This is a genomic window from Micromonospora sp. DT53 (genome assembly GCF_049841535.1).
Classification (GTDB): domain Bacteria; phylum Actinomycetota; class Actinomycetes; order Mycobacteriales; family Micromonosporaceae; genus Micromonospora.
In genome coordinates this window covers 553,689-572,989 of record NZ_JBNCKM010000004.1, presented here as the reverse complement: position 1 = coordinate 572,989, position 19,301 = coordinate 553,689, and the positions used below count along the sequence as shown (strand labels likewise).

16 protein-coding genes are annotated in these 19,301 nt (G+C 71.5%); 8 read left to right on the top strand and 8 right to left on the bottom strand.

Annotation, left to right across the window (positions count from 1 at the left end):
- Window positions 1-347 precede the first annotated feature (347 nt).
- Together ACLQ3B_RS16920 and ACLQ3B_RS16915 are read right to left on the bottom strand one after the other, a co-directional pair.
- Complete coding sequence (locus ACLQ3B_RS16920; RefSeq protein ID WP_196929499.1) at window positions 348-545, bottom strand: DUF397 domain-containing protein; 198 nt, start codon at window positions 543-545, stop codon at window positions 348-350.
- A complete protein-coding gene (locus ACLQ3B_RS16915) occupies window positions 536-1,303 on the bottom strand; it encodes a DUF5753 domain-containing protein (protein ID WP_425781662.1) in 768 nt (255 codons plus the stop codon). Before ACLQ3B_RS16915 ends, ACLQ3B_RS16920 begins: the two co-directional genes overlap by 10 nt.
- Window positions 1,304-1,578: 275 nt before the next feature.
- Between ACLQ3B_RS16915 and ACLQ3B_RS16910 the strand changes: the two genes are divergently transcribed.
- The 6 genes from ACLQ3B_RS16910 to ACLQ3B_RS16885 all read left to right on the top strand — a co-directional run bounded on the left by ACLQ3B_RS16910 (window position 1,579) and on the right by ACLQ3B_RS16885 (window position 9,848).
- Window positions 1,579-1,908 (top strand): hypothetical protein, encoded by a 330-nt coding sequence (locus ACLQ3B_RS16910; RefSeq protein WP_425781660.1) that lies wholly within the window; start codon window positions 1,579-1,581, stop codon window positions 1,906-1,908.
- Between the two features lie 405 nt (window positions 1,909-2,313).
- Complete coding sequence (locus ACLQ3B_RS16905) at window positions 2,314-4,446, top strand: molybdopterin oxidoreductase family protein (RefSeq protein WP_425781658.1); 2,133 nt, start codon at window positions 2,314-2,316, stop codon at window positions 4,444-4,446.
- Window positions 4,443-5,882 (top strand): FAD-dependent oxidoreductase, encoded by a 1,440-nt coding sequence (locus ACLQ3B_RS16900; protein WP_425781656.1) that lies wholly within the window; start codon window positions 4,443-4,445, stop codon window positions 5,880-5,882. The genes ACLQ3B_RS16905 and ACLQ3B_RS16900 overlap by 4 nt, the downstream gene beginning before the upstream one ends.
- The gene (gene nirB, locus ACLQ3B_RS16895) at window positions 5,879-8,416 is read left to right on the top strand and encodes a nitrite reductase large subunit NirB (protein ID WP_425781654.1); all 2,538 of its coding nucleotides are present in this window, start codon (window positions 5,879-5,881) and stop codon (window positions 8,414-8,416) included. Before ACLQ3B_RS16900 ends, nirB begins: the two co-directional genes overlap by 4 nt.
- Complete coding sequence (gene nirD, locus ACLQ3B_RS16890) at window positions 8,413-8,760, top strand: nitrite reductase small subunit NirD (RefSeq protein ID WP_425781652.1); 348 nt, start codon at window positions 8,413-8,415, stop codon at window positions 8,758-8,760. The genes nirB and nirD overlap by 4 nt, the downstream gene beginning before the upstream one ends.
- Entirely contained in the window at window positions 8,760-9,848 is a 1,089-nt protein-coding gene (locus ACLQ3B_RS16885) for a uroporphyrinogen-III synthase (protein ID WP_425781650.1), read from the top strand. The genes nirD and ACLQ3B_RS16885 overlap by 1 nt, the downstream gene beginning before the upstream one ends.
- A 45-nt stretch (window positions 9,849-9,893) precedes the next feature.
- On the opposite strand, the gene ACLQ3B_RS16880 is transcribed toward ACLQ3B_RS16885, so the two are convergent.
- The 4 genes from ACLQ3B_RS16880 to ACLQ3B_RS16865 form a co-directional block, all read right to left on the bottom strand.
- The gene (locus ACLQ3B_RS16880; protein ID WP_030329978.1) at window positions 9,894-10,517 is read right to left on the bottom strand and encodes a GTP-binding protein; all 624 of its coding nucleotides are present in this window, start codon (window positions 10,515-10,517) and stop codon (window positions 9,894-9,896) included.
- The gene (locus ACLQ3B_RS16875) at window positions 10,498-10,863 is read right to left on the bottom strand and encodes a DUF742 domain-containing protein (RefSeq protein ID WP_007465174.1); all 366 of its coding nucleotides are present in this window, start codon (window positions 10,861-10,863) and stop codon (window positions 10,498-10,500) included. The genes ACLQ3B_RS16880 and ACLQ3B_RS16875 overlap by 20 nt, the downstream gene beginning before the upstream one ends.
- 89 nt (window positions 10,864-10,952) lie before the next feature.
- Window positions 10,953-11,360: a roadblock/LC7 domain-containing protein gene (locus ACLQ3B_RS16870; RefSeq protein ID WP_007465177.1), complete on the bottom strand. Its 408-nt coding sequence runs from the start codon at window positions 11,358-11,360 to the stop codon at window positions 10,953-10,955.
- Window positions 11,357-14,527 (bottom strand): sensor histidine kinase, encoded by a 3,171-nt coding sequence (locus tag ACLQ3B_RS16865; RefSeq protein ID WP_425781649.1) that lies wholly within the window; start codon window positions 14,525-14,527, stop codon window positions 11,357-11,359. Before ACLQ3B_RS16865 ends, ACLQ3B_RS16870 begins: the two co-directional genes overlap by 4 nt.
- A gap of 444 nt (window positions 14,528-14,971) precedes the next feature.
- Here ACLQ3B_RS16865 and ACLQ3B_RS16860 point away from each other — a divergent pair, with 444 nt between their 5' ends.
- On the top strand, window positions 14,972-16,150 hold the full coding sequence (locus ACLQ3B_RS16860; protein WP_425781648.1) for an ABC transporter substrate-binding protein: 1,179 nt from the start codon (window positions 14,972-14,974) through the stop codon (window positions 16,148-16,150).
- Between the two features lie 102 nt (window positions 16,151-16,252).
- Here the strand turns inward: ACLQ3B_RS16860 and ACLQ3B_RS16855 are convergent, their stop codons facing one another.
- Together ACLQ3B_RS16855 and ACLQ3B_RS16850 are read right to left on the bottom strand one after the other, a co-directional pair.
- Entirely contained in the window at window positions 16,253-17,110 is an 858-nt protein-coding gene (locus ACLQ3B_RS16855; RefSeq protein WP_425781647.1) for an ABC transporter permease, read from the bottom strand.
- A 103-nt stretch (window positions 17,111-17,213) separates the two neighbouring features.
- Window positions 17,214-18,245: an ABC transporter substrate-binding protein gene (locus ACLQ3B_RS16850; protein ID WP_425781645.1), complete on the bottom strand. Its 1,032-nt coding sequence runs from the start codon at window positions 18,243-18,245 to the stop codon at window positions 17,214-17,216.
- Between the two features lie 270 nt (window positions 18,246-18,515).
- Here ACLQ3B_RS16850 and ACLQ3B_RS16845 point away from each other — a divergent pair, with 270 nt between their 5' ends.
- Window positions 18,516-19,301, top strand: coding sequence for an ABC transporter ATP-binding protein (locus tag ACLQ3B_RS16845; protein ID WP_425781644.1), 786 nt, complete (start codon window positions 18,516-18,518; stop codon window positions 19,299-19,301).

Here is a 19,301-nt window from a genome sequence, read left to right as displayed (position 1 = left end):
GCACCACGCCATCCTGCCCTCACCACGGCCCCCACGCCGACTCGATTCCTTGACGAAACCCATAGGGGCACCCCCCCCCCCCCCCCCGGGGCGGCTCAAGGGCGCGCTCGACGAGGGGTCAGTGGTCATCGCAACCCCCGCCGATCTTGCACTTTCGGTCGTTGTTTTGTCGCACTCATCCTTTATGCCGCCACAGAAACTGCAAGATCGCCGCAGGGAGGGGGCGAGCCGGCGTCGTCGCGAGCGTTCTATGTGGTCAGTCTGGCCACGCTTGCGCTGCCTCGCGGTGGTTGACCTCGAACACGCGAAAGGCCCCCGGCGAACCGGGGGCCTCAGCGTCATGCTGGTCAGGCCGGGTCGTGCGCCTTCGCCATACCGACGAACGCCCGCCAGGCCGTGGGTCCGAAGACCAACGCCGGCCCTGCCGGGTCCTTCGAGTCCCGCACACCAACGATGCCAGGCAGGTTGTCCGCAACCTCGACGCAGTCGCCGCCGTTGCCGCTGCTGCGGGTGCTCTTGCGCCACCGCGCGCCGGTCAGTTCCATGTCCTCGCCATCTCCGTAAGTAGGTCGACGGATTGCCAGTGGGACAACGCCTCGCCGCGTACGTTCTCCCACGCGGCCAGCATCGCCGCTATGTCCTCGGCACCGGTAACGACTTGCCCCTGAAGCTGATTGTCGAGGTAGCCGGCAACCCGATGCTCGGACCCCACGGCGATCACGAAGGGACCGTTCAGGCCAGCGTACGCGCCGACGGTGGAGGGGACGATGTGCACGCGGACGTGCGGGGCCCCGCACGCGGTGATGAGGGCCTGCACCTGCTCACGCATGGTGGCTCGTCCGCCGACTGGCCGCCGCAACACGGCTTCGTCAACAACTGCGGTGAAGTGTGGCGGGTCTTCACGGGTCAGGATGCTTTGCCGGGCGAGTCGTGAGGCTAGGTGCCGCTCGACGTCGCTGCGGGCGATGACGTCGGCTCCGGCGAGCACGGCGCGGGCGTATGCCTCGGTCTGAAGTAGGCCGGGGAGGACCGTCGACTGAAACGACCGCAGCGAGATCGCCTCGCGCTCGATCTCTTGCCATGGTCGGAACCAAATTGGCTCGCGACGTCTTGAAGTGTCCGGCCAGATGTCCCCTATGGGCCGTCGGAGCGCACTCGCCGCCGCCTCCCGGTGTCGGGGGTGGGGAATGTGGTCGTGGTTCAGCCAGCGCGCGACCGTCTTTCGATCGACCCGAACCAACCCTGCCAGGGACTCAATCGAGTGCCCCGTCTCGGCCAGCGCGGCGCGTAGCGCATCGTTCACGATTTCCTCCAACTGATGCGCGGAATGTCTCGCGACCATATCGCTACGGGCTGTTCTTGTCCCATCACTGCCCGCAAGGTGGGATCAGACGGCGCGGCCGGTAGGGAACCCGTAACCCGGCGGACGCGTTCGTACCGGGGCCGCCCTTGGCCTGCTAGAGATCTTGGACAGTTTCCGTTACGCGAGAACGCGAGAACGGAAACTGTTCAAGATCTCCATGGGCGAGCACGCACGGGGCGGCCCCTTCCCAAGATGACGACCAGGGGGAGAGCGCCGTGCCGGACGAGCCGCCCGATCGGAAATCCAAGCCGAGGCCCGAACCGCGGAAGCCGCACACGGGCGACGTCCTGCACCTGACCCGCGCCGCGAGTGTGCAGTTCCTGTGCCCGATCTTCGTCCGCGTGATTCGGGTTCTCGACTGGCCGACGTACGACGGGTGGCTGTGGATTGACGGCTACGAGCTGGCCGCGAACGGTGATGCGGTCGCACGCCGGTCCCTGTTCGTGATGCCCGCGGGCCTGATCTGGCCGGACACGCCCGCCCCGGCGGCCCGTCGCCCAGCCACCCGCGCGCCCGTGAGGCGCGGTCCGGTGAGGGTCGGATGAGTCGCCGCCCTCGCCCGCACCAACCGATGCGCCCGGCGTGGCTCTGCCGCAACTGCGCCGCCCCCTGGCCGTGCGCGCCGGCTCAGCTTCACCTCGCGACCGAGTTCTACGGCCATTCGATCGCCCTGGCGTTCTATCTGGCAGCGAACATGCAAGACGCGGTCGACGACCTGTACTCCCTCGGCGTTCGTCCTGACCCGCGAGCACTTCACGCCCGGTTCCTGGGCTGGCTGTCCCTGACCCGCCGACCACGCCGCGTCGACTTGCGCTGACCGTGGGATGAAGGCCGCCGGTCGACCAGCCACCCGTCACACCCGCTGCCCCTGTGCGGTGTGAGCCCCACTTGACAGGACCGAAACAGAAGGGACCCGGACCGGAAACCGCCCGGCGGCACGCTTTGCCGACATGACAGACGGTGCATGGTCGGCAACTCCACCGGGGCTACTGCCCCGGGAAGTGGCGACGCACTGCCCGTACTGCGCTCTGCAGTGCGGGATGACGCTGCGCGCGGACGACGCCGGGGTGACGGTTCACCCACGCCAGTTTCCCACCAACCGGGGCGGGCTCTGCCAGAAGGGCTGGACCGCCGCCGAACTCCTCGACCACCCCGAGCGGCTGACCACCCCGCTGGTGCGCGACCCGGCTACCGGGGCGTTGGAGCCGGCGAGCTGGGACACCGCGCTCGACCGGGTGGTCGCCGGCATCCGCGCCGTCCAGGACGACGCCGGCCGGGACGCGGTCGCCGTCTTCGGCGGTGGCGGCCTGACCAACGAGAAGGCGTACGCGTTGGGAAAGTTCGCCCGGATCGGGCTGCGCACCCGGAACATCGACTACAACGGACGGTTCTGCATGTCCTCGGCGGCAGCCGCCGGGATGCGCGCCTTCGGAATCGACCGAGGCTTGCCGTTCCCCCTAGCCGACCTGGGCCGGGCCGACACCCTGCTGCTGGTCGGGGCGAACCCGGCGGAGACCATGCCGCCGCTGGTGCGCTGGCTCACCGAGCAGCGCCGCAACGGCGGAAAACTGATCGTCATCGACCCCCGGGTCACCGCCACCGCCCGCCAGGCCGACCTGCACCTGCAACCGCTGCCCGGCACCGACCTCGCGGTGGCCAACGCGCTGCTGCACATCGCCCTCACCGAGGGTTGGGTCGATCGGGCGTACGTGGCCGACCGCACCACCGGGTTCGACGCGGTCCGCCGTGGCGTCGCCGCCTGGTGGCCGGCCCGCGCGGAACAGCTCTCCGGGGTGCCGGTGGCCGACCTGGAGGCGACCGCCCGCGCGCTGGGCACCGCCGGTCGCGTGATCATCCTGACCGCGCGTGGCGCGGAGCAGCACGCCAAGGGGGTGGACACCGTCACCGCGTACGTCAATCTTGCCCTCGCCCTCGGTCTGCCCGGCCGTGACGGTTCGGGGTACGGCTGCCTCACCGGCCAGGGCAACGGCCAGGGCGGGCGGGAGCACGGGCAGAAGGCCGACCAGCTCCCCGGTTACCGGAAGATCGACGACCCGGCGGCCCGGGAGCACGTGGCCGGGGTCTGGGGCGTGCCGGCCGACGAGCTGCCCGGCCCCGGGGTGCCCGCCTACCAACTGCTCGACTCGCTCGGCACCCCGGGTGGCCCGCGCGCGTTGCTGGTGTTCGGGTCGAACCCGGTGGTCTCGGCGCCCCGGGCGGCCCGGATCGAGGGCCGGCTGCGCGACCTCGACCTGCTGGTCGTCGCCGACCTCCTGCTCTCCGAGACGGCCGCGTTGGCGGACGTGGTGCTGCCCACCGCCCAGTGGGCCGAGGAGGACGGCACGATGACCAATCTGGAGGGTCGGGTGCTGCGTCGGCGCGCGCTCCGCCCACCCCCGCCGGGCGTCCGCACCGACCTCGCCATCATCTCCGACCTGGCGGCGCGGCTGGCCCCCGACGACGCCGCGGCAGCCGAGGCGGCGGCCCGGTTCCCGGCCGCCCCGGCCACCGTCTTCGCCGAGTTGCGCCGCGCCTCCGCCGGTGGGGCCGCCGACTACGCCGGCATCAGCTGGGACCGGATCGACGCCGACGACGGGGTCTACTGGCCCTGCCCGACCGAGGACGGGCCGGACACGCCACGACTCTTCGCCGACCGGTTCGCCACCCCGGACGGCCGGGCCCGCTTCCACCCCGTCGACCATCGGCCGGCCGCCGAGGAGGTCTGCGCCACGTACCCGCTGCACTTCACCACTGGTCGGGTGCTGGCGCAGTACCAGTCGGGCACCCAGACCCGACGGGTGGCCGCGCTGCGGCGCGCCGCCCCGGAGGCGTTCGTCGAACTGCACCCCGACCTGGCCGCCCGTCTGGACATCGACGACGGCGACCCGGTGCGGGTCACCTCGCGCCGCGGTGAGTTCTCCGCTCCGGCCCGGCTCAGCGCCGGGATCCGACCGGACACCGTGTTCGCCCCGTTCCACTACGCGGGGAAGGGACGCGCCAACTCGGTGACCAACGACGCCGTGGACCCGATCTCCGGGATGCCCGAGTTCAAGATCTGCGCGGTCCGGGTGGAGAAGGCATGACCGCCCGGGTGGTCATCATCGGCAACGGGATGGCGGGCGCTCGCCTCGCCGGTGAGCTGCACGCCCGGGAGGGAGACCGGAAGGTCACCGTGCTCGGGGCCGAGCCGCACCGCGCGTACAACCGGATCCTGCTCTCCACCCTGCTGGCCGGCCGGATCGCCGAGCCGGACGTGGAACTGACCGAAGCCGCCGGTCACGGCGTCGACCTGCGCAGCGGCGTACCGGTGACCGCCGTCGACCGGTCCGCCCGGGAGGTCCGCACCGACGACGGCGAACGAATCGGGTACGACCACCTGGTGCTGGCCACCGGCGCCCGTGCGGTGGTGCCGCCGCTGCCCGGCCTCGACCCGGCGAACCTGCCGGAGCGGGTGGTCCCCTTCCGGACCCTGGACGACTGCCGGCGGATCCTCGCCGCCGCGGACGGCGCTCGCAGCGCGCTGGTGCTCGGCGGCGGGTTGCTCGGTCTGGAGGCCGCCCGAGGCCTGGCCACCCGAGGGCTGTCCACCACTGTGGTGCACCCGAGAGAGCACCTGATGGAACGACAACTGGACCCGACGGCCGGCGCGGTGCTCGCCGGCACGCTCGCCGATCTCGGCGTCACCGTCCAACTGGGGGTGTCGGCGACCGGTGTGGCCGCGAACGCCAGCGGCGTCCGCCTGGACCTGGCCGACGGCCGATCGCTCCGCGCCGACCTGCTGGTGCTCTCCTGCGGTGTACGCCCCGACACCGCCCTCGCACAGGCCGCCGGCCTGACCGTGCGGCGCGGCGTGGTGGTGGACGACCGGCTGCGCACAAGCGACCGGTCCATCTCGGCGATCGGCGACTGCGCGGAGCACGACGGCGTGCTCACCGGGCTGGTCGCGCCCGCCTGGGCCCAGGCCCAGGTGCTCTCGGACGTGCTGACCGGCACGGACCCGCTGGCCCGGTACCGGCCCCGGCCGGTGGTGACCCGGCTGAAGGCCGCCGGGATCGACCTGGCCTCGATGGGTGACGCGGCCAGCGCCGGGCCGGACGAGGAGCTGACCTTCGCCGACCCGACCCGGGGCACGTACGCCCGACTGCGGATCCGGGACGAGCGGCTGGTCGGCGCGATCCTGCTCGGCGACAACCCGGCGGTCGGCACGGTGATCCAACTCTTCGACCGTGGTCAGCCGGTGCCGAGTGACAGGCGGGCGCTGCTGCTCGGCCGGGCGCTCGGCGGCGTCGGCGCGACCCCGGCCGCCTCACCGGCGCTGATGCCGGACGCGGCCACGGTCTGTCAGTGCAACACGGTGAGCAAGGGCGCACTGGTCAGAAGCTGGCGCTCCGGCGCCCGGACTGTCGATGCGGTGGTGGCCGCGACCCGGGCCGGCACCGGATGCGGCGGATGCCGGGACGCGATGAGCGGCATCGTCGACTGGCTGAGCCAGGCGGAATCGGTGGAGGTGACGCGATGAGCGGCGGCGAACTGGTCGTCATCGGCAACGGCATGGTCGGGCAGCGTTTCGTGGACGCGCTGCGCGACCGTGACCCACAGGGCAACTGGCGGGTGACCGTCCTGGCCGAGGAGGGGCGCCCGGCGTACGACCGGGTGCGGCTCTCGGCGTACTTCGACGGGGTGAGTGAGAGCGAACTCAACCTGCACACCCCGCACGACGGGGTGCGGCTGCGACTCGGCGAGCCGGCCACCGCCGTCGACCGGGACCGACAGGTGGTGACCACCGCCGCCGGCGAATACCGCTACGACGCGCTGGTGCTGGCCACCGGGTCGTACGCGTTCGTGCCGCCGGTGGCCGGCACCGAGCTGCCCGGCGTCTTCGTCTACCGGACCCTTGACGACCTGGCGGCGATCCGGGCATACGCGCAGGGCCGGCGGGTCGGCGCGGTGATCGGTGGCGGCCTGCTCGGTCTGGAGGCCGCGAACGCCCTGCGACTGCTCGGCCTGAGCACCGACGTGGTCGAGTTCGCGCCCCGGCTGATGCCGGTCCAGGTGGACCAGGCCGGCGGCGCGATGCTTCGCCGCTACGTCGACGATCTGGGCGTACGGACCCATCTCGGGGTGGCGACCACCGCGATCCGTCCGGGCCCGGACGGCGGCGTCGCGGCCCTGGAACTCTCCGACGGCACCGCCCTCGACGCGGAGCTGGTGGTGGTGGCCGCCGGCATCCGCCCCCGGGACCAGTTGGCCCGGGACGCCGGTCTGCCGCTGGGCCCGCGCGGCGGGGTGCTTGTCGACGCGACCTGCCGGACCGCCGACGAGCGGATCTGGGCCGTCGGAGAGTGCGCGGCGGTCGACGGCACCTGCCACGGTCTGGTCGCGCCGGGATACGCGACGGCCGAGGTGGTGGCCGATCGGCTGGTCGGCGGCGCGGCGACCTTCCCGGGCGCGGACACCGCCACCAAACTCAAGCTGCTCGGCGTCGACGTGGCCTCGTTCGGCGACGCGCACGGCGCGACCGAGGGCTGCCTGGACGTCACGTTCACCGACCCGGCCACCCGCGTCTACGCGAAGCTGGTCCTCTCCGACGACGCGCACACCCTGCTCGGCGGGGTGCTGGTCGGCGACGCCAGCGCGTACCCGACGCTGCGCGCCAGTGTGGGCGGCCCGCTGCCGGCCGCGCCGCTGGCGCTGCTCGCCCCCGACGGTGGCGGCGCGGACGCCGGGGCGCTGCCCGCCACCGCGCAGGTCTGCTCCTGCAACGCGGTGACCCGGGGCGACGTGGACGCCGCCATCGCCGACGGTTGCGCGGACGTGGCGGCGGTGAAGGCGTGCACCAGGGCCGGCACCAGCTGCGGCTCCTGCGTGCCGATGCTCAAGCAGCTCCTGGACGCGGCCGGAGTGACGCAGTCCAGCGCGCTCTGTGAGCACTTCGACGTCAGCCGGCGGGAGCTGTTCGAGATCGTCCGCGTACGCGGCATCCGCACCTTCTCCCGGCTGGTCGCGGAGCACGGTCGGGGCCGCGGCTGCGACATCTGCAAGCCGGTGGTGGCGTCGATCCTCGCCTCGCTGGGCAGCGGGCACGTGCTCGACGGCGAGCAGGCGTCGTTGCAGGACACCAACGACCACTTCCTGGCCAACCTGCAACGCGACGGCAGCTACTCGGTGGTGCCCCGGATCCCGGGCGGCGAGATCACCCCGGAGAAGCTGATCGTGATCGGCGAGGTCGCCAGGGACTTCCAGCTCTACACGAAGATCACCGGTGGGCAGCGGATCGACCTGTTCGGGGCGCGGGTGGAGCAGCTGCCGCAGATCTGGCGGCGACTGGTGGACGCCGGCTTCGAGTCCGGCCACGCGTACGGCAAGGCGCTGCGCACTGTGAAGTCGTGTGTGGGCGAGACCTGGTGCCGGTACGGGGTGCAGGACTCGGTGGGGCTGGCCGTGGCGCTGGAGCTGCGCTATCGCGGGTTGCGCGCGCCGCACAAGCTCAAGTCGGCGGTCTCCGGCTGCGCCCGGGAGTGCGCGGAGGCCCGCAGCAAGGACTTCGGCATCATCGCCACCGAGACCGGCTGGAACCTCTACGTCGGCGGCAACGGCGGCTTCCGCCCCCGGCACGCCGACCTGTTCGCCACTGATTTGTCTACGGACGCGCTGATCAGGCTGATCGACAGGTTCCTGATCTATTACATCCGTACCGCCGACCGGCTGCAACGCACCGCCGGCTGGATCGAGGCGATGGACGGCGGCCTGGACCACCTGCGCTCGGTGATCGTGGACGACTCGCTCGGGCTCTGCGCCGACCTCGACGCGGCGATGGCCCGGCACGTGTCGTCGTACTCCGACGAGTGGCGCGACGTCCTGGACGACCCGGACCGGCTGCGCCGCTACACCTCCTTCGTCAACGCCCCCGACGTACCGGACCCGTCGATCGCCTTCATCCGGGAACGCGGCCAACCGGTACCCGTACGCGACCATTCCCCGACCGGATCCGAGCCGACAAACGGTCACCGTCGGCAACCGGTCACCCTCGGCCTACCGGAGGTACGGCGATGACCCAGACCCTCGCGCTGACCTGGACCACCGTCTGCCTCCTCGACCGGTTGGAGCCGGACCGGGGCGTCGCCGCCCTGGTGGACGGGGTGCAGATCGCCCTCTTCCGGACCGACGACGGGCTGTTCGCGATCGACAACCGTGACCCGGTCTCCGGGGCGTACGTGCTGTCCCGGGGCATCGTCGGCAGCCGTGGCGGAGTGCCGACAGTCGCCTCACCGCTGCACAAGCAGGTGTACGACCTGCGCAGCGGGCATTGTCTCGACCTGCCCGGGGTGGCCGTGGCACGACACGACGCGCGTTGCCGCGACGGGCTGGTCGAGGTTCGGCTGCGACAGGAGGTTTGATGCGGGAAGAACTGGCGGGCTTCACCATCGGGGTGACCGCCGACCGGCGGCGCGACGAGTTGGCCGCGCTGCTCGAACGCCGGGGCGCCCGGGTGGTGCTCGCCCCGGCGTTGCGGATCGTGCCGCTGTCCGACGACACCGAGCTGCGCGAGGCGACCCGCGCCTGCCTCGACCAGCCGCCGGACATCCTGATGGCCAACACCGGCATCGGCATGCGCGGCTGGCTGGAGGCGGCCGAGGGCTGGGGGCTGGCCGAGCCGTTGCGCTCGGTGCTGGCCAGCTCGTACGTGGTGGCGCGCGGCCCGAAGGCACGCGGCGCGATCCGGGCGGCCGGGCTGCACGACCAGTGGTCGCCCGCCTCGGAGAGCTGCGACGAGGTGGTCGACCACCTGCGTCGGCGCGGTGTGGCCGGGCAGGTGATCGCCATGCAGCTGCACGGTGAGCGGCAGCCCGAGTGCACGCTCGCGCTGGAGGCGGCGGGCGCCACGGTCATCGAGGTGCCGGTCTACCGCTGGGCGCCGCCGACCGACCCGGCGCCGCTGCACCGGTTGATCGACCTGATCGCCGGCCGGCTGGTGGACGCGGTGACGTTCACGTCGGCGCCGGCGGCCGAGGCGTTGCTGCGGGCCGCCGGGGACCGCGCCGACGCGGTGCTGTCCGCGTTGCGCGGTGACGTGCTGGCCAGTTGCGTCGGTGCGGTGACCGCCGAGCCGTTGCTGCGGCGCGGGGTGCCGGTGAGCGCGCCCGGTCGGGCCCGGTTGGGCGCGCTGGTGCGGACCATCGTCGACGAACTGCCCCGCCGGACCGTGACGTTCAAGGCCGGCGGGCACCTGCTCACGTTGCGCGGGCACGCCGCGGTGATCGACGGCGAGCTGCGGCCACTCGCGCCCGCGCCGATGGCGGTGCTGCGGGCGCTGGCCCAGTCCCCCGGCCGGGTGCTGTCCCGCACGGCGTTGCTGCGGACCCTGCCCAGGGGTGCGGACGAGCACGCCGTGGAGATGGCCGTCGCCCGTCTACGGGCCGGCTTGCGCGCGCCCCGCGTGGTGCAGACCGTGGTGAAGCGCGGCTACCGGCTCCGGGTCGACTGAAGCGCGTCACGGCCGGCCGTCGCGTGCCGGCCGTGACGCGGCGGTTCAGCCGACCGGCGTCGGGAAGCCCCGCCCGTGCTCGGACTGGAGCCGGAGCATGGCGTGCTCGACCACCGTCACCAGCACCTGCTTGACCGAGTCCCGCTGCCGGGCGTCGGTCATCACCAGCGGCACCTGCGGCGAGATGGCCAGCGCCTCGCGGACCTCCTCCGCCTCGTACTGCGGTGCGCCGTCGAACTTGTTCAGCGCCACCACGTACGGCAGGTTGCGGTTCTCGAAGTAGTCCAGCGGGGCGAACGCGTCGGTGATCCGGCGGGTGTCCACCAGCACGGCGGCACCCACCGCCCCCCGGATGATCTCGTCCCACATGAACCAGAACCGGGTCTGACCCGGTGTACCGAAGAGGTACAGGATCAGGTCCTGGGCCATGGTGATCCGGCCGAAGTCCATGGCGACCGTGGTGGTCTCCTTGCCCGGCACCTTGGACGGATCGTCGATGCCGACACCCGCCGCGGTCATCAACGCCTCGGTGGTCAGCGGTGTGATCTCGGAGATCGCCCCGACCAGTGTCGTCTTACCGACGCCGAAGCCGCCCGCGACGACGATCTTCGCGGATACGATTCCCCGGCCCGGCCGCCCCCCTGCGGGGTCATAGCCTGCGAAGTCCACTTAGCACCCTTCCAAGCAGTTCCATCCGCTCCTCGAACCCCTCGGCGGGAGCAGCAGTGTGTAACGTCAGCAGGCTCTCGGCCACCATGTCGGCGACCAACACCCGGGCGACGCCCAGCGGCATCCGGGTGTACGCGGCGATCTCCGCCAGCGACTGTGCTCGGCCCTCACAGACCGTGGCGATGCGGTGCTTGTCATGCCCGGCGAAGCGGGACTCGGCGACCTGGGTGGGAGACGCGGTGAGGACGGCCTCGAGGGCGATGTCCTGCCGTGGCTCGGTACGACCACGGGTGACCGCGTACGGACGCACCAGCGCGCCACGCGGGTCAGCGCGTCGTTGGTCCATTCCCGATCACCTCCTCGTCCCCTGCGGAGCTGGACTGCGCCGCCTCTCGTCCCTGGTCCGGCACTCGAATTGAGCGCCGTCTTCCGGTGCTAAGAACGCACCGCGTCGCGCGGCAGCGGCACCAGCGCGGCACCCACCCGCTCGACCAGCAGCGCCATCTCGTAGCCCACCTGGCCCACGTCGCAACTGCGCGCGGCCAGCACGGCCATCGAAGAACCGTCGCTGATCGACATCAGGAAGAGGTACCCGCTGTCCATCTCGATGACTGTCTGCAACACCCCGCCCGCGCTGAACATCCGGGCCGCGCCCTCGGTCAGGCTCACCACCCCGGAGGTGATCGCGGCGAGCTGGTCCGCCCGGTCCCCCGGCAGATCCCGGGAGGACGCGAGCAACAGCCCGTCGGCGGACACCGCCACCACGTGGGCGATACCCGCCACGCTGTCGGCGAAGTTGGTGAGCAGCCAACCCATGTCCTGCATGGCAGCTGGCCTGTTCATCGGCTCTCCTTGGTCGAGGTGCTGTTCAGGTCCGTTCCGGCCGTCCGACCGCGCTGCACACCGCGGTGGTAGGCCGACAGCAGACCACGTACTTCATCCGGGGTCCGCCGGCTGCGGTCCCGGCCGCTCTTCGGTTCGATGCCACCCGGCACGAGTTGTGCCTGCGGCACCCGCTTGGGCAACCCGGAGCGGGTGGTCCCGGCGGGAGCCGGCTCGGCAGCCCGGCTGGCCCGGGACCAGCCCTCGTCCGCGGCCGTACGCCAGGCCTCCGGGTCGGGGGTGGGCGCGGCGGCCGGAGCCGGCCGACCGGCCGGGGGCGGGTTGTACGACGGTGGCGCCGACGGCCGCGTTCCGAATCCGTCCATGGTGGTGCCGAGACCTCCGGCACCCGGCGTGGTGGTGCCGTCGGTGCCGGAGCTGCCCGGGGTGCGGGTCGGAAGCTTCGGTCGGGCCGGTGGTGCGGCCGGCGCGGGCGCCGCGCTCGGCGGGCCGCCGTTGCCGGTGCGCAGCCCGGCGTCGGGCGGAGCCGCGGTGGTGGGCGCGGGCGGCTCGTCGAAGTTGGGCCGGGTGAAGATCGCGGTGGCGTCGTCGCCGTGCGACCGGAACCAGACCGCCTCCATCTCCCGGAAGATAGGAGCCTCGGCGGGGAAGTCCGGCCGGGTGCTGACCGGCGCGGCGGGCACCGGGGGCGCGGCCGGCGGTGCCACCGCGCCCGGACCGGCGACCGGTCCGACCGGAAGGACCTGGGCGCCGCGCCCATCGGCGGCATCCGCGGCGTCCGCGGCGGAGCCACGACGAGGCAGCGGGTCGACGGTCGGGTAGGCCACGGTCGGGCTGCCCAGCGAGGCGCCCACGCCGTTGCTGTAGGCCGGCCGCGCCGGCGGGAGCGGGGCAGCGGGTGCCGGAGCCGCAGGTACGGGAGCGGCGGGTGCGGCCGGTGCCGCGGCTGCGGGTGGCATGGTCGAGCGCGGACCGGTGTAACCGCCCGCCTGCACGGCCGGGGTGGTGTCCCGCGAGTCCAGCGGTGACTGCCACTGGGCGGGGGCCGGCGTGCTGGTCCGCCACTGGTCGGGCAGCGTCGCCGCCGACGTGGCCGCACCGGCGAACTGCTCGGCGTGACCGACCGGGGTGAGCGGCGTCTGCTCCACGGCCATCGGCTGACGCGGCCGGGTGAGCACCTGATCGCGGCCCCGGTTGCTGGGCAGCACCACGGTGGCGGCGGGCAACGTCACCTGGGCGACGGTGCCGCCCTCGACGTTGCGACGCAACTCCACCCGGATGCCGTAACGGGAGGCGAGTCGACTCACCACGGCCAGACCCATCAGCCGGAACGCGGCGACGTCGACGCTCGGTGGGGCCGCCAACCGCCGGTTGAGCGAGTCGAGCTGCTCGTCGGTGAGGCCGAGCCCGCGGTCCTCGATCTGGATCAGCACGTAGTCGCGGATCCGGCGACCGTCGGCGACCACAGTGGTGTTCGGTGGCGAGAACCGGGTGGCGTTGTCGAGGAGTTCGGCGACGAGACGTACCACGTCGTTTACCGCGTGCGCGGCCACCGAGATGTCGGTGTCGACCGTCCCGAACTCGATCCGGTTGTACAGCTCGACCTCGGACTGGGCGGCGCGCAGGACGTCCACCACCAGCGCGTCGTCACGACGCGGTACGGCGGAGTCGGCGCCGGCCAGGACCAGCAGGTTCTCGTCGTTGCGGCGCATTCGGGTGGCCAGGTGGTCCAGTTCGAAGAGCTGCGCGAGCCGCTTCGGGTCCTCCTCGCCGCGCTCGATCGCGTCCAGCTCGCCGATCATCCGGTCGACCAGGGTCTGACTGCGGCGGGCCAGGTTGAGGAACATCGCCGAGACGCTGGTACGCAGTGCCGCCTGCTCGGCGGCGACCCGCACCGCCTCCCGGTGTACGACGTTGAAGGCCAGCGCCACCTGACCGACCTCGTCGCGGGTGTTGAGCTGGATGGGGTCCCGGACCTGTCGAACGATCTCGTCCACCCCGCCGTCACCCACGCTGCCCATGTTCTGCAGCCGCTGCACCGCGTCGGGCAGGTCGTGGTTGGCCACCGACAGGGCGCCCTCACGCAGCCGGCGCAGCGAGTGGTTGAGCGAGCGGGCCAGCACCACGGCCAGCGACACAGCGATGATCAGGGTCAGCAGCACCAGGATCGACTCGACCACGGCCTGCCGGATGACGTCCGAGCGCGCCTGGTCGGCCTGCTGGAGCAGTCGGTCCTGTAGTTCGATCTCGGCCCAGCGCATCAGGTCGTGCACGGCGCCGATGGCCGCGGTGGCGTCCTGCGCGTTGACCAGGGGGCGCTGCCCGACCGAGCGGGTGATGTCGGTGGCCACCCGGTCGGCCAGGCCGACCGCGTCGCCGGAGACGTTGCTGTTGACCAGGGCACGCTGCACCGGGTCGGCGGCCAGCGAGAAGGCGACCAGGGCTTCCTGCTGACCGGTCAGGGTCGCCACGAAGGAGGAGAACTGCTCCGAGTCGAGCTGGCCGGCCGTCAGCGCGGTGAAGGCGACGGCCTCTTCCTCGGCGACGGAGGCCTTGGCGCGGGCGAAGGCGGCGACCGCGCGGCGGCTGTCCGCCAGGCTCTCGTCACCTGGCAACTGGGCCAGGCCGTCACCGTACGAGACCAGGTCGGTGAGGATGACCCCGTAGCGGAGCACCGCCTCGGCGACCGCCATCTGCCGGCGGTCCAGCACTTCCTGACGGGTGCTGTCCAGGGTGGCCAGGTGGTCGTCGATGGCCTTGAGCCGGTCCCGCAGGGCGGTCGGCACCTCGCCGATCTTGTCCCGCTCGGCGCGGTACGCGTCCACCTGCTGCTGCGTCTGGCGGACCCGCAGGTTGTACGCGTCGGCCGGCTGCTGCGGAGTGGCCAGGTAGGCGGCCGCGGCCATTCGTTCGGACTGGAGGTCCTGGGTGAGGGCGCTGACGTCGATGGAGAGGGCGGTCAGTGACCGGGCCCGGGTGGCGTCGAAAGCGCCCTCGCCGACGGAGATCAGGCGGACCGTGGCCAACGCGATCACCGCCGCCACCGGGACGACCAGAATCAGTGCCAACTTGGACCGGATCCGGGCGTCACGCAGTCTCGGCATCCGTCGGCGCGCACGCCGACCGCTATCGCCGAGCGCGGGCAGGGTCGTCGGTCCGGTGCTCACGACATCGCCTCCGTCGTTTCTTCCCCGCCTGAGCCGCCGAGCCATGCCGTAAGCGGAGGGGACCACGCGCGGCACGGCCGCGATTTCATCAGAGATGATCCTGTTTGGGAAGCCGCAGTGAGGTAGGAAACGGTCGGACGGAGCGCATCCCGTGATCCGGGCAACTGATACCTTCATTTCCGCAAGCCCCTGAACAGGGCATGTAACTCCAGAGTGGTCACGCGTGTATGCAAAGTGAGCTTTTGCAAACATTGCGTTACCCCAGCATGTGGGATGGCCGTCCCGAGAATGCTGCCGGGGTCCGCGCTTGACCACAGCGCCGGCCATTGGCAAGGTTTTGCAGGCTTCGCGCACACCGTACGGCAGAGGAGATCCCGTCCTCCACTGAGGACGGATTAGCGGCGGTGACCGGGCAGCGCCCGCGCCCGCACCTGGAGGACTGAGTTGAGCCCCATCCGCTCCGCGACCATCGCGGCGCTCGCATCGGCCGTAGTGGCCACCACGCTCACCGGCTGCCAGTTTGGCGAGGCGGAGCAGGACACGAGTCCGATCGTGATCGCCGCCGATCTCGAACTCTCCGGTGCCGCCGCACCGGTGGGTCGGGCATACCAGAGGGCCCTGGAACTCAAGAAGGAGCAGTTGAACTCCTCCGGAGCACTGAACGGCCGGAAGATCGAGCTGAAGGTCAAGGACAACCGTTCCGACTCCGCCGAGTCACTTCGTAACATCGTCGACTTCAGCAGCGATTCGCGGGTCAGCGCCATCATCATGGGCGGCTGCAACGAATGCGCGGTGGGAGCGGTCGGGACCATCAACGAGAAGCGGATTCCCACCATTGCGCTAGCCGCTTCCGGCGCGATCGCCGCGCCGGTCGCCGAACGGCGCTACGTGTTCAAACTGGGCCCCAACGCCCCGGACAGCGCCGCCGCACTGACCACCGAACTGCGCCGCAACAACATCCGCAAGGTGGGGATGCTGGTCAGCGACGACGACTACGGCCAGGAGGGTGCGACCGCGCTCAAGAGCGAGCTGGAGAAGGCCAACATCTCGCTTCGACAGCAGCGGGTCAAGACCACCGACACCGACGTCAGCCAGCAGATCCAGCAGCTCGCGTCGGGCAAGCCCGACGCGATGGTCTTCTGGACCCCGCCGGAGCAGGCGACACTGGCCGCCACCAGCGCCCAGCAGACCACCTTCCGTGGGTCGGTCTACTTCGACGCGGCCGCGGCCGGGGACCTCTTCCTCGGTGCGGCGGCCAAGGCCACCGAGAAGGCCACACTGATCTTCACGCAGACGATGGTGATCGACGATGTGATCGCGACCACGCCGGCCAAGGCGGCCCGGCGGCAGTGGTTCCAGGACTACACGGCCCGCTTCGGCGGCTACAGCGGGTCCTCGTCGTTCGCCGCGGACGCCATCCAGCTGATCGCCGACGCCGAACTGCGCGCCGGTGGTGAGGTCGGGAAGGTGGACCGCAACGGCATCCGGGACGTGCTGGAGACGTCCCAGATGGACGGCCTGTCCGGCCCGATCCGCATGACGCCGGACAACCACAGCGGCCTAATGCCGCAGGCGCTCACCACGCTTGTCGCCCGCAACGGTCGCTGGCGGTTGGCGGGGTAACGCGTCGGCCACACCCTTTGCGCCAGCAGCGTCGACAAGACGGGCCGGCCTCCCAGTGGGGGGCCGGCCCTTCGCGTTTCTTGGGGTTGCTCTTCTGGTGGGTCAGCGGCTGCTTGTGGTCTCTCGCACCCAGGGCAGGGCGATCCGCTCGATCAGCAGGAGCGCCGAGTAGAGCAGGATGCTCACCAGCGCCACCAGCATGATCGCCGCCCAGGCGGTGGCGGCGTCACCGATGCCGGCGTACTGCGTGATGACGTAGCCGAGACCACTCTCACCGGCCTGGAACTCACCGATCACCGCACCGATCGCGGCCAAGGGCATGGCCACCTTGAGCCCGACGAAGATCTGCGGCAGCGCGGCCGGGAAGCGCACCTTGCGGAACGCCTGCCAGCGGGAGGCGTTCCAGGAACGCACAAGTTCGGCCAGGTCGGCCGGAGTGGTGGTCAGCCCGGTCGCGGTGGAGAGCACGATCGGGAAGAAGCAGAGCAGGAACACCATGGTCAGGATCGGCTGCTGGCCCCAGCCGAGCGCCACCACCAACAGCGGGCCCAACGTGATCTTCGGCACTGCGTTCACCGCGACCAGCAGCGGCGTGAACATCCGCTCCACCGTGCGGGAGCTGGCCAGGGAGAGCCCGATCAGCACACCGGCGGCCACCGAGAGGGCGAAGCCGGTCAGGATCTCCAGCGTGGTGTCCCAGGTGTGCCCCAGCAGCTGGGCCGGCTTCTCGACGAACGCGCTGAGCACGTCGCCGGGCGGCGGCAGGGCGACCGGGTGGACCAGTTCCAGTCGGGCGATCAGCCACCACGCCGCCAGCGCGACCAGGATGCCGACCGCGGGCAGCACCGCCTCGGCCCCGGCCCGCAGACCGGCACCTCGACCCGTACGCCCCGCCTCGGGGCCAGCACTCGGGGGCGGGGGTTCCACCACCGCCGGGTCCGCTGACCGGACGTCGGTCATCTCTGTCCTCCTCGAAATCCCACGGCCCGCCGGGGGCCGACGGGCGACGGGGGTACGCCCCACCGGGGTCGGCGGGACGTACCCCCTGATGACGACCGGACGATCAGGCCTTCGGCGCGAGGCTGAAGTCGATGATCTGCTCGGGGGTGATGTTCTGCTTCAGCGCACCGGCGCCCTGCAGGATGGCGATGCTCTTGGCGACCCGACCGCTGTCCAGGGTGCCGATCGCGGTGCCGGTGTTGCCGGAACGGACGTACGCGGCCATCAGCTCCAGCTCGGCGGCGGCGGCGACCGGGTTGGCGGTGTCGACGTTCTTCTTCAGGATCTCGCCGGCCTCCTTGGAGTTGGCCAGGCTGTACTCCAGGCCCTTGAGCAGCGCCGCGGTGAACCGCTTCACCATCTCGGGCTTCTCCTTGGCGATCTTGGAGGAGGTGATCAGCACGTTGCCGTAGAGGTCCTGCATCACGTTGCTGTACGGCAGCATGACGGCCTTCTTCCTGGCCACCGCCTCGATGGTCGGCTGACCGACGACGAACTGACCGATGCCGTCCACCGCCCCGGAACCCAGCATGCCGATCAGGTTCTGCGCCTCACCGTTGACCCAGGTCACCTTGCTCGCGTCCACCCCGGCGAGCCGGGCGTACGTCGGGAAGAGGTTGCGGACCACCGAGCCGGGGGTGTCGGCGAGCTTCTTGCCCTCCAGGTCCTTCGGGGAGGCGATGCTCTTGCCCTCGACGGTGGCGATGCCCGCCATGGTGCGCTGCTGGATCGCGGCGACCACCGTGAAGTCCTTGGCCTGGCCGTTGCCGACCTGGAGCAGACCGCCGGTGAGGTCGATCGGGCCGAAGTCGGCCTGGCCACCGACGACGGTCTGGATCACGCCGCCGGTGCCCTGGCCGGGCTTGATCTCGACGTCGAAGCCGGCTTCCTTGAAGAAGCCCTTGTCCTTCGCCACCCAGGCGTAGGAGTCGCGGCCGAAGTTGCCGAACGAGGTGAGGTAGGTCACCTGGTCCAGCTTCTTGCTGTCGCCGCCCTTGGCGTCGTCGGCCGAATCCGACCCGCTGCTGCAGGCGGAGACAAGGGCGAGGGCGGTGGCCAGCGCGGCCGTAGCGACCGTACGGGTCAGCCTTCTCATCAGTGCACCATGTCCTTTCCGACCGGGGCCGGCAGGCCACCGGAGGGGGTTGTCGTGACGGGCCGGCGGGAGGGGTCGAAGCCGGGCGCCGCCGTCGTGGGGGGACTCTTCGCGGGCACAGCGTACGAGAAACCCACAGTTGCGACGCCAGGCGTATCGGGTTGCGGAACGGAAACAACCTGACGGTGACCCCAGCCGGTGCCATACCTCGACAGGCCGGTTAGCCTTTCCCGGATTCCTGACCGTCGACTCAGCGGAGGTACGCCGGAGATGATCCGACTGTCCGGGGTGTCCCGCACCTTCGAGGGCCGATCCGGCCGGGTGGAGGCGCTGCGCGGCATCGACCTCGACGTCGCCGAGGGCGAGTTCGTGGCCGTGCTCGGCCGCTCCGGCTGCGGCAAGTCCACTCTGCTGCGGTTGATCGCCGGGCTGCTCCCGCTGACCGCCGGCGAGATCACCGTCGCCGGCACGCCGATCACCCGCCCCCGCCAGGACATCGCCATGCTGTTCCAGAAGCCGGCGCTGCTGCCCTGGCGCACCGTGCTGGACAACGTCCTGCTGCCGGTGGAGATCTTCGGCTGGGGTCGCGCCAAGCACCGGGAGCGGGCCCGACAACTGCTCGACGTGGCCGGGTTGGCCGGCTTCGAGAAGCGGCTGCCGCACGAACTCTCCGGCGGCATGCAGCAGCGGGTGTCACTGTGCCGGTCGTTGATCGGCGAACCCCGGGTGATGCTGATGGACGAGCCGTTCTCCGCGCTGGACGCGCTCACCCGCGAGGAACTCTCCGGCGAACTCCAGCGGGTCCACATGGAGAACAAGCCGACAATCGTCTTCGTCACCCACTCGATCGACGAGGCGGTGCTGCTCGCCGACCGGGTGGTCGTGCTGAGCCCCCGCCCCGGCCGGATCCGCAAGGTCGTCGACGTGACCATCCCCCGGCCCCGCACCCTCGGCCGCAACGCCCACCTGGCCGACGTGGCCCAGGTCAGCGCCGACCTGCACGAACTACTGATGGAACGCGAGCAGCCGGCCACCTCCGGCGCGGAAGGACACTGA

Excerpts from the sequence above, each read along its gene's own strand:
- ACLQ3B_RS16885 (WP_425781650.1), top strand. The coding sequence starts at position 8,760 with ATGCGGGAAGAACTGGCGGGCTTCACCATCGGGGTGACCGCCGACCGG.
- ACLQ3B_RS16920 (WP_196929499.1), bottom strand. The coding sequence starts at position 545 with ATGGAACTGACCGGCGCGCGGTGGCGCAAGAGCACCCGCAGCAGCGGC.
- ACLQ3B_RS16875 (WP_007465174.1), bottom strand. The coding sequence starts at position 10,863 with ATGGACCAACGACGCGCTGACCCGCGTGGCGCGCTGGTGCGTCCGTAC.
- nirB (WP_425781654.1), top strand. The coding sequence starts at position 5,879 with ATGAGCGGCGGCGAACTGGTCGTCATCGGCAACGGCATGGTCGGGCAG.
- ACLQ3B_RS16870 (WP_007465177.1), bottom strand. The coding sequence starts at position 11,360 with ATGAACAGGCCAGCTGCCATGCAGGACATGGGTTGGCTGCTCACCAAC.
- nirD (WP_425781652.1), top strand. The coding sequence starts at position 8,413 with ATGACCCAGACCCTCGCGCTGACCTGGACCACCGTCTGCCTCCTCGAC.
- ACLQ3B_RS16850 (WP_425781645.1), bottom strand. The coding sequence starts at position 18,245 with ATGAGAAGGCTGACCCGTACGGTCGCTACGGCCGCGCTGGCCACCGCC.
- ACLQ3B_RS16905 (WP_425781658.1), top strand. The coding sequence starts at position 2,314 with ATGACAGACGGTGCATGGTCGGCAACTCCACCGGGGCTACTGCCCCGG.
- ACLQ3B_RS16845 (WP_425781644.1), top strand. The coding sequence starts at position 18,516 with ATGATCCGACTGTCCGGGGTGTCCCGCACCTTCGAGGGCCGATCCGGC.
- ACLQ3B_RS16855 (WP_425781647.1), bottom strand. The coding sequence starts at position 17,110 with ATGACCGACGTCCGGTCAGCGGACCCGGCGGTGGTGGAACCCCCGCCC.
- ACLQ3B_RS16900 (WP_425781656.1), top strand. The coding sequence starts at position 4,443 with ATGACCGCCCGGGTGGTCATCATCGGCAACGGGATGGCGGGCGCTCGC.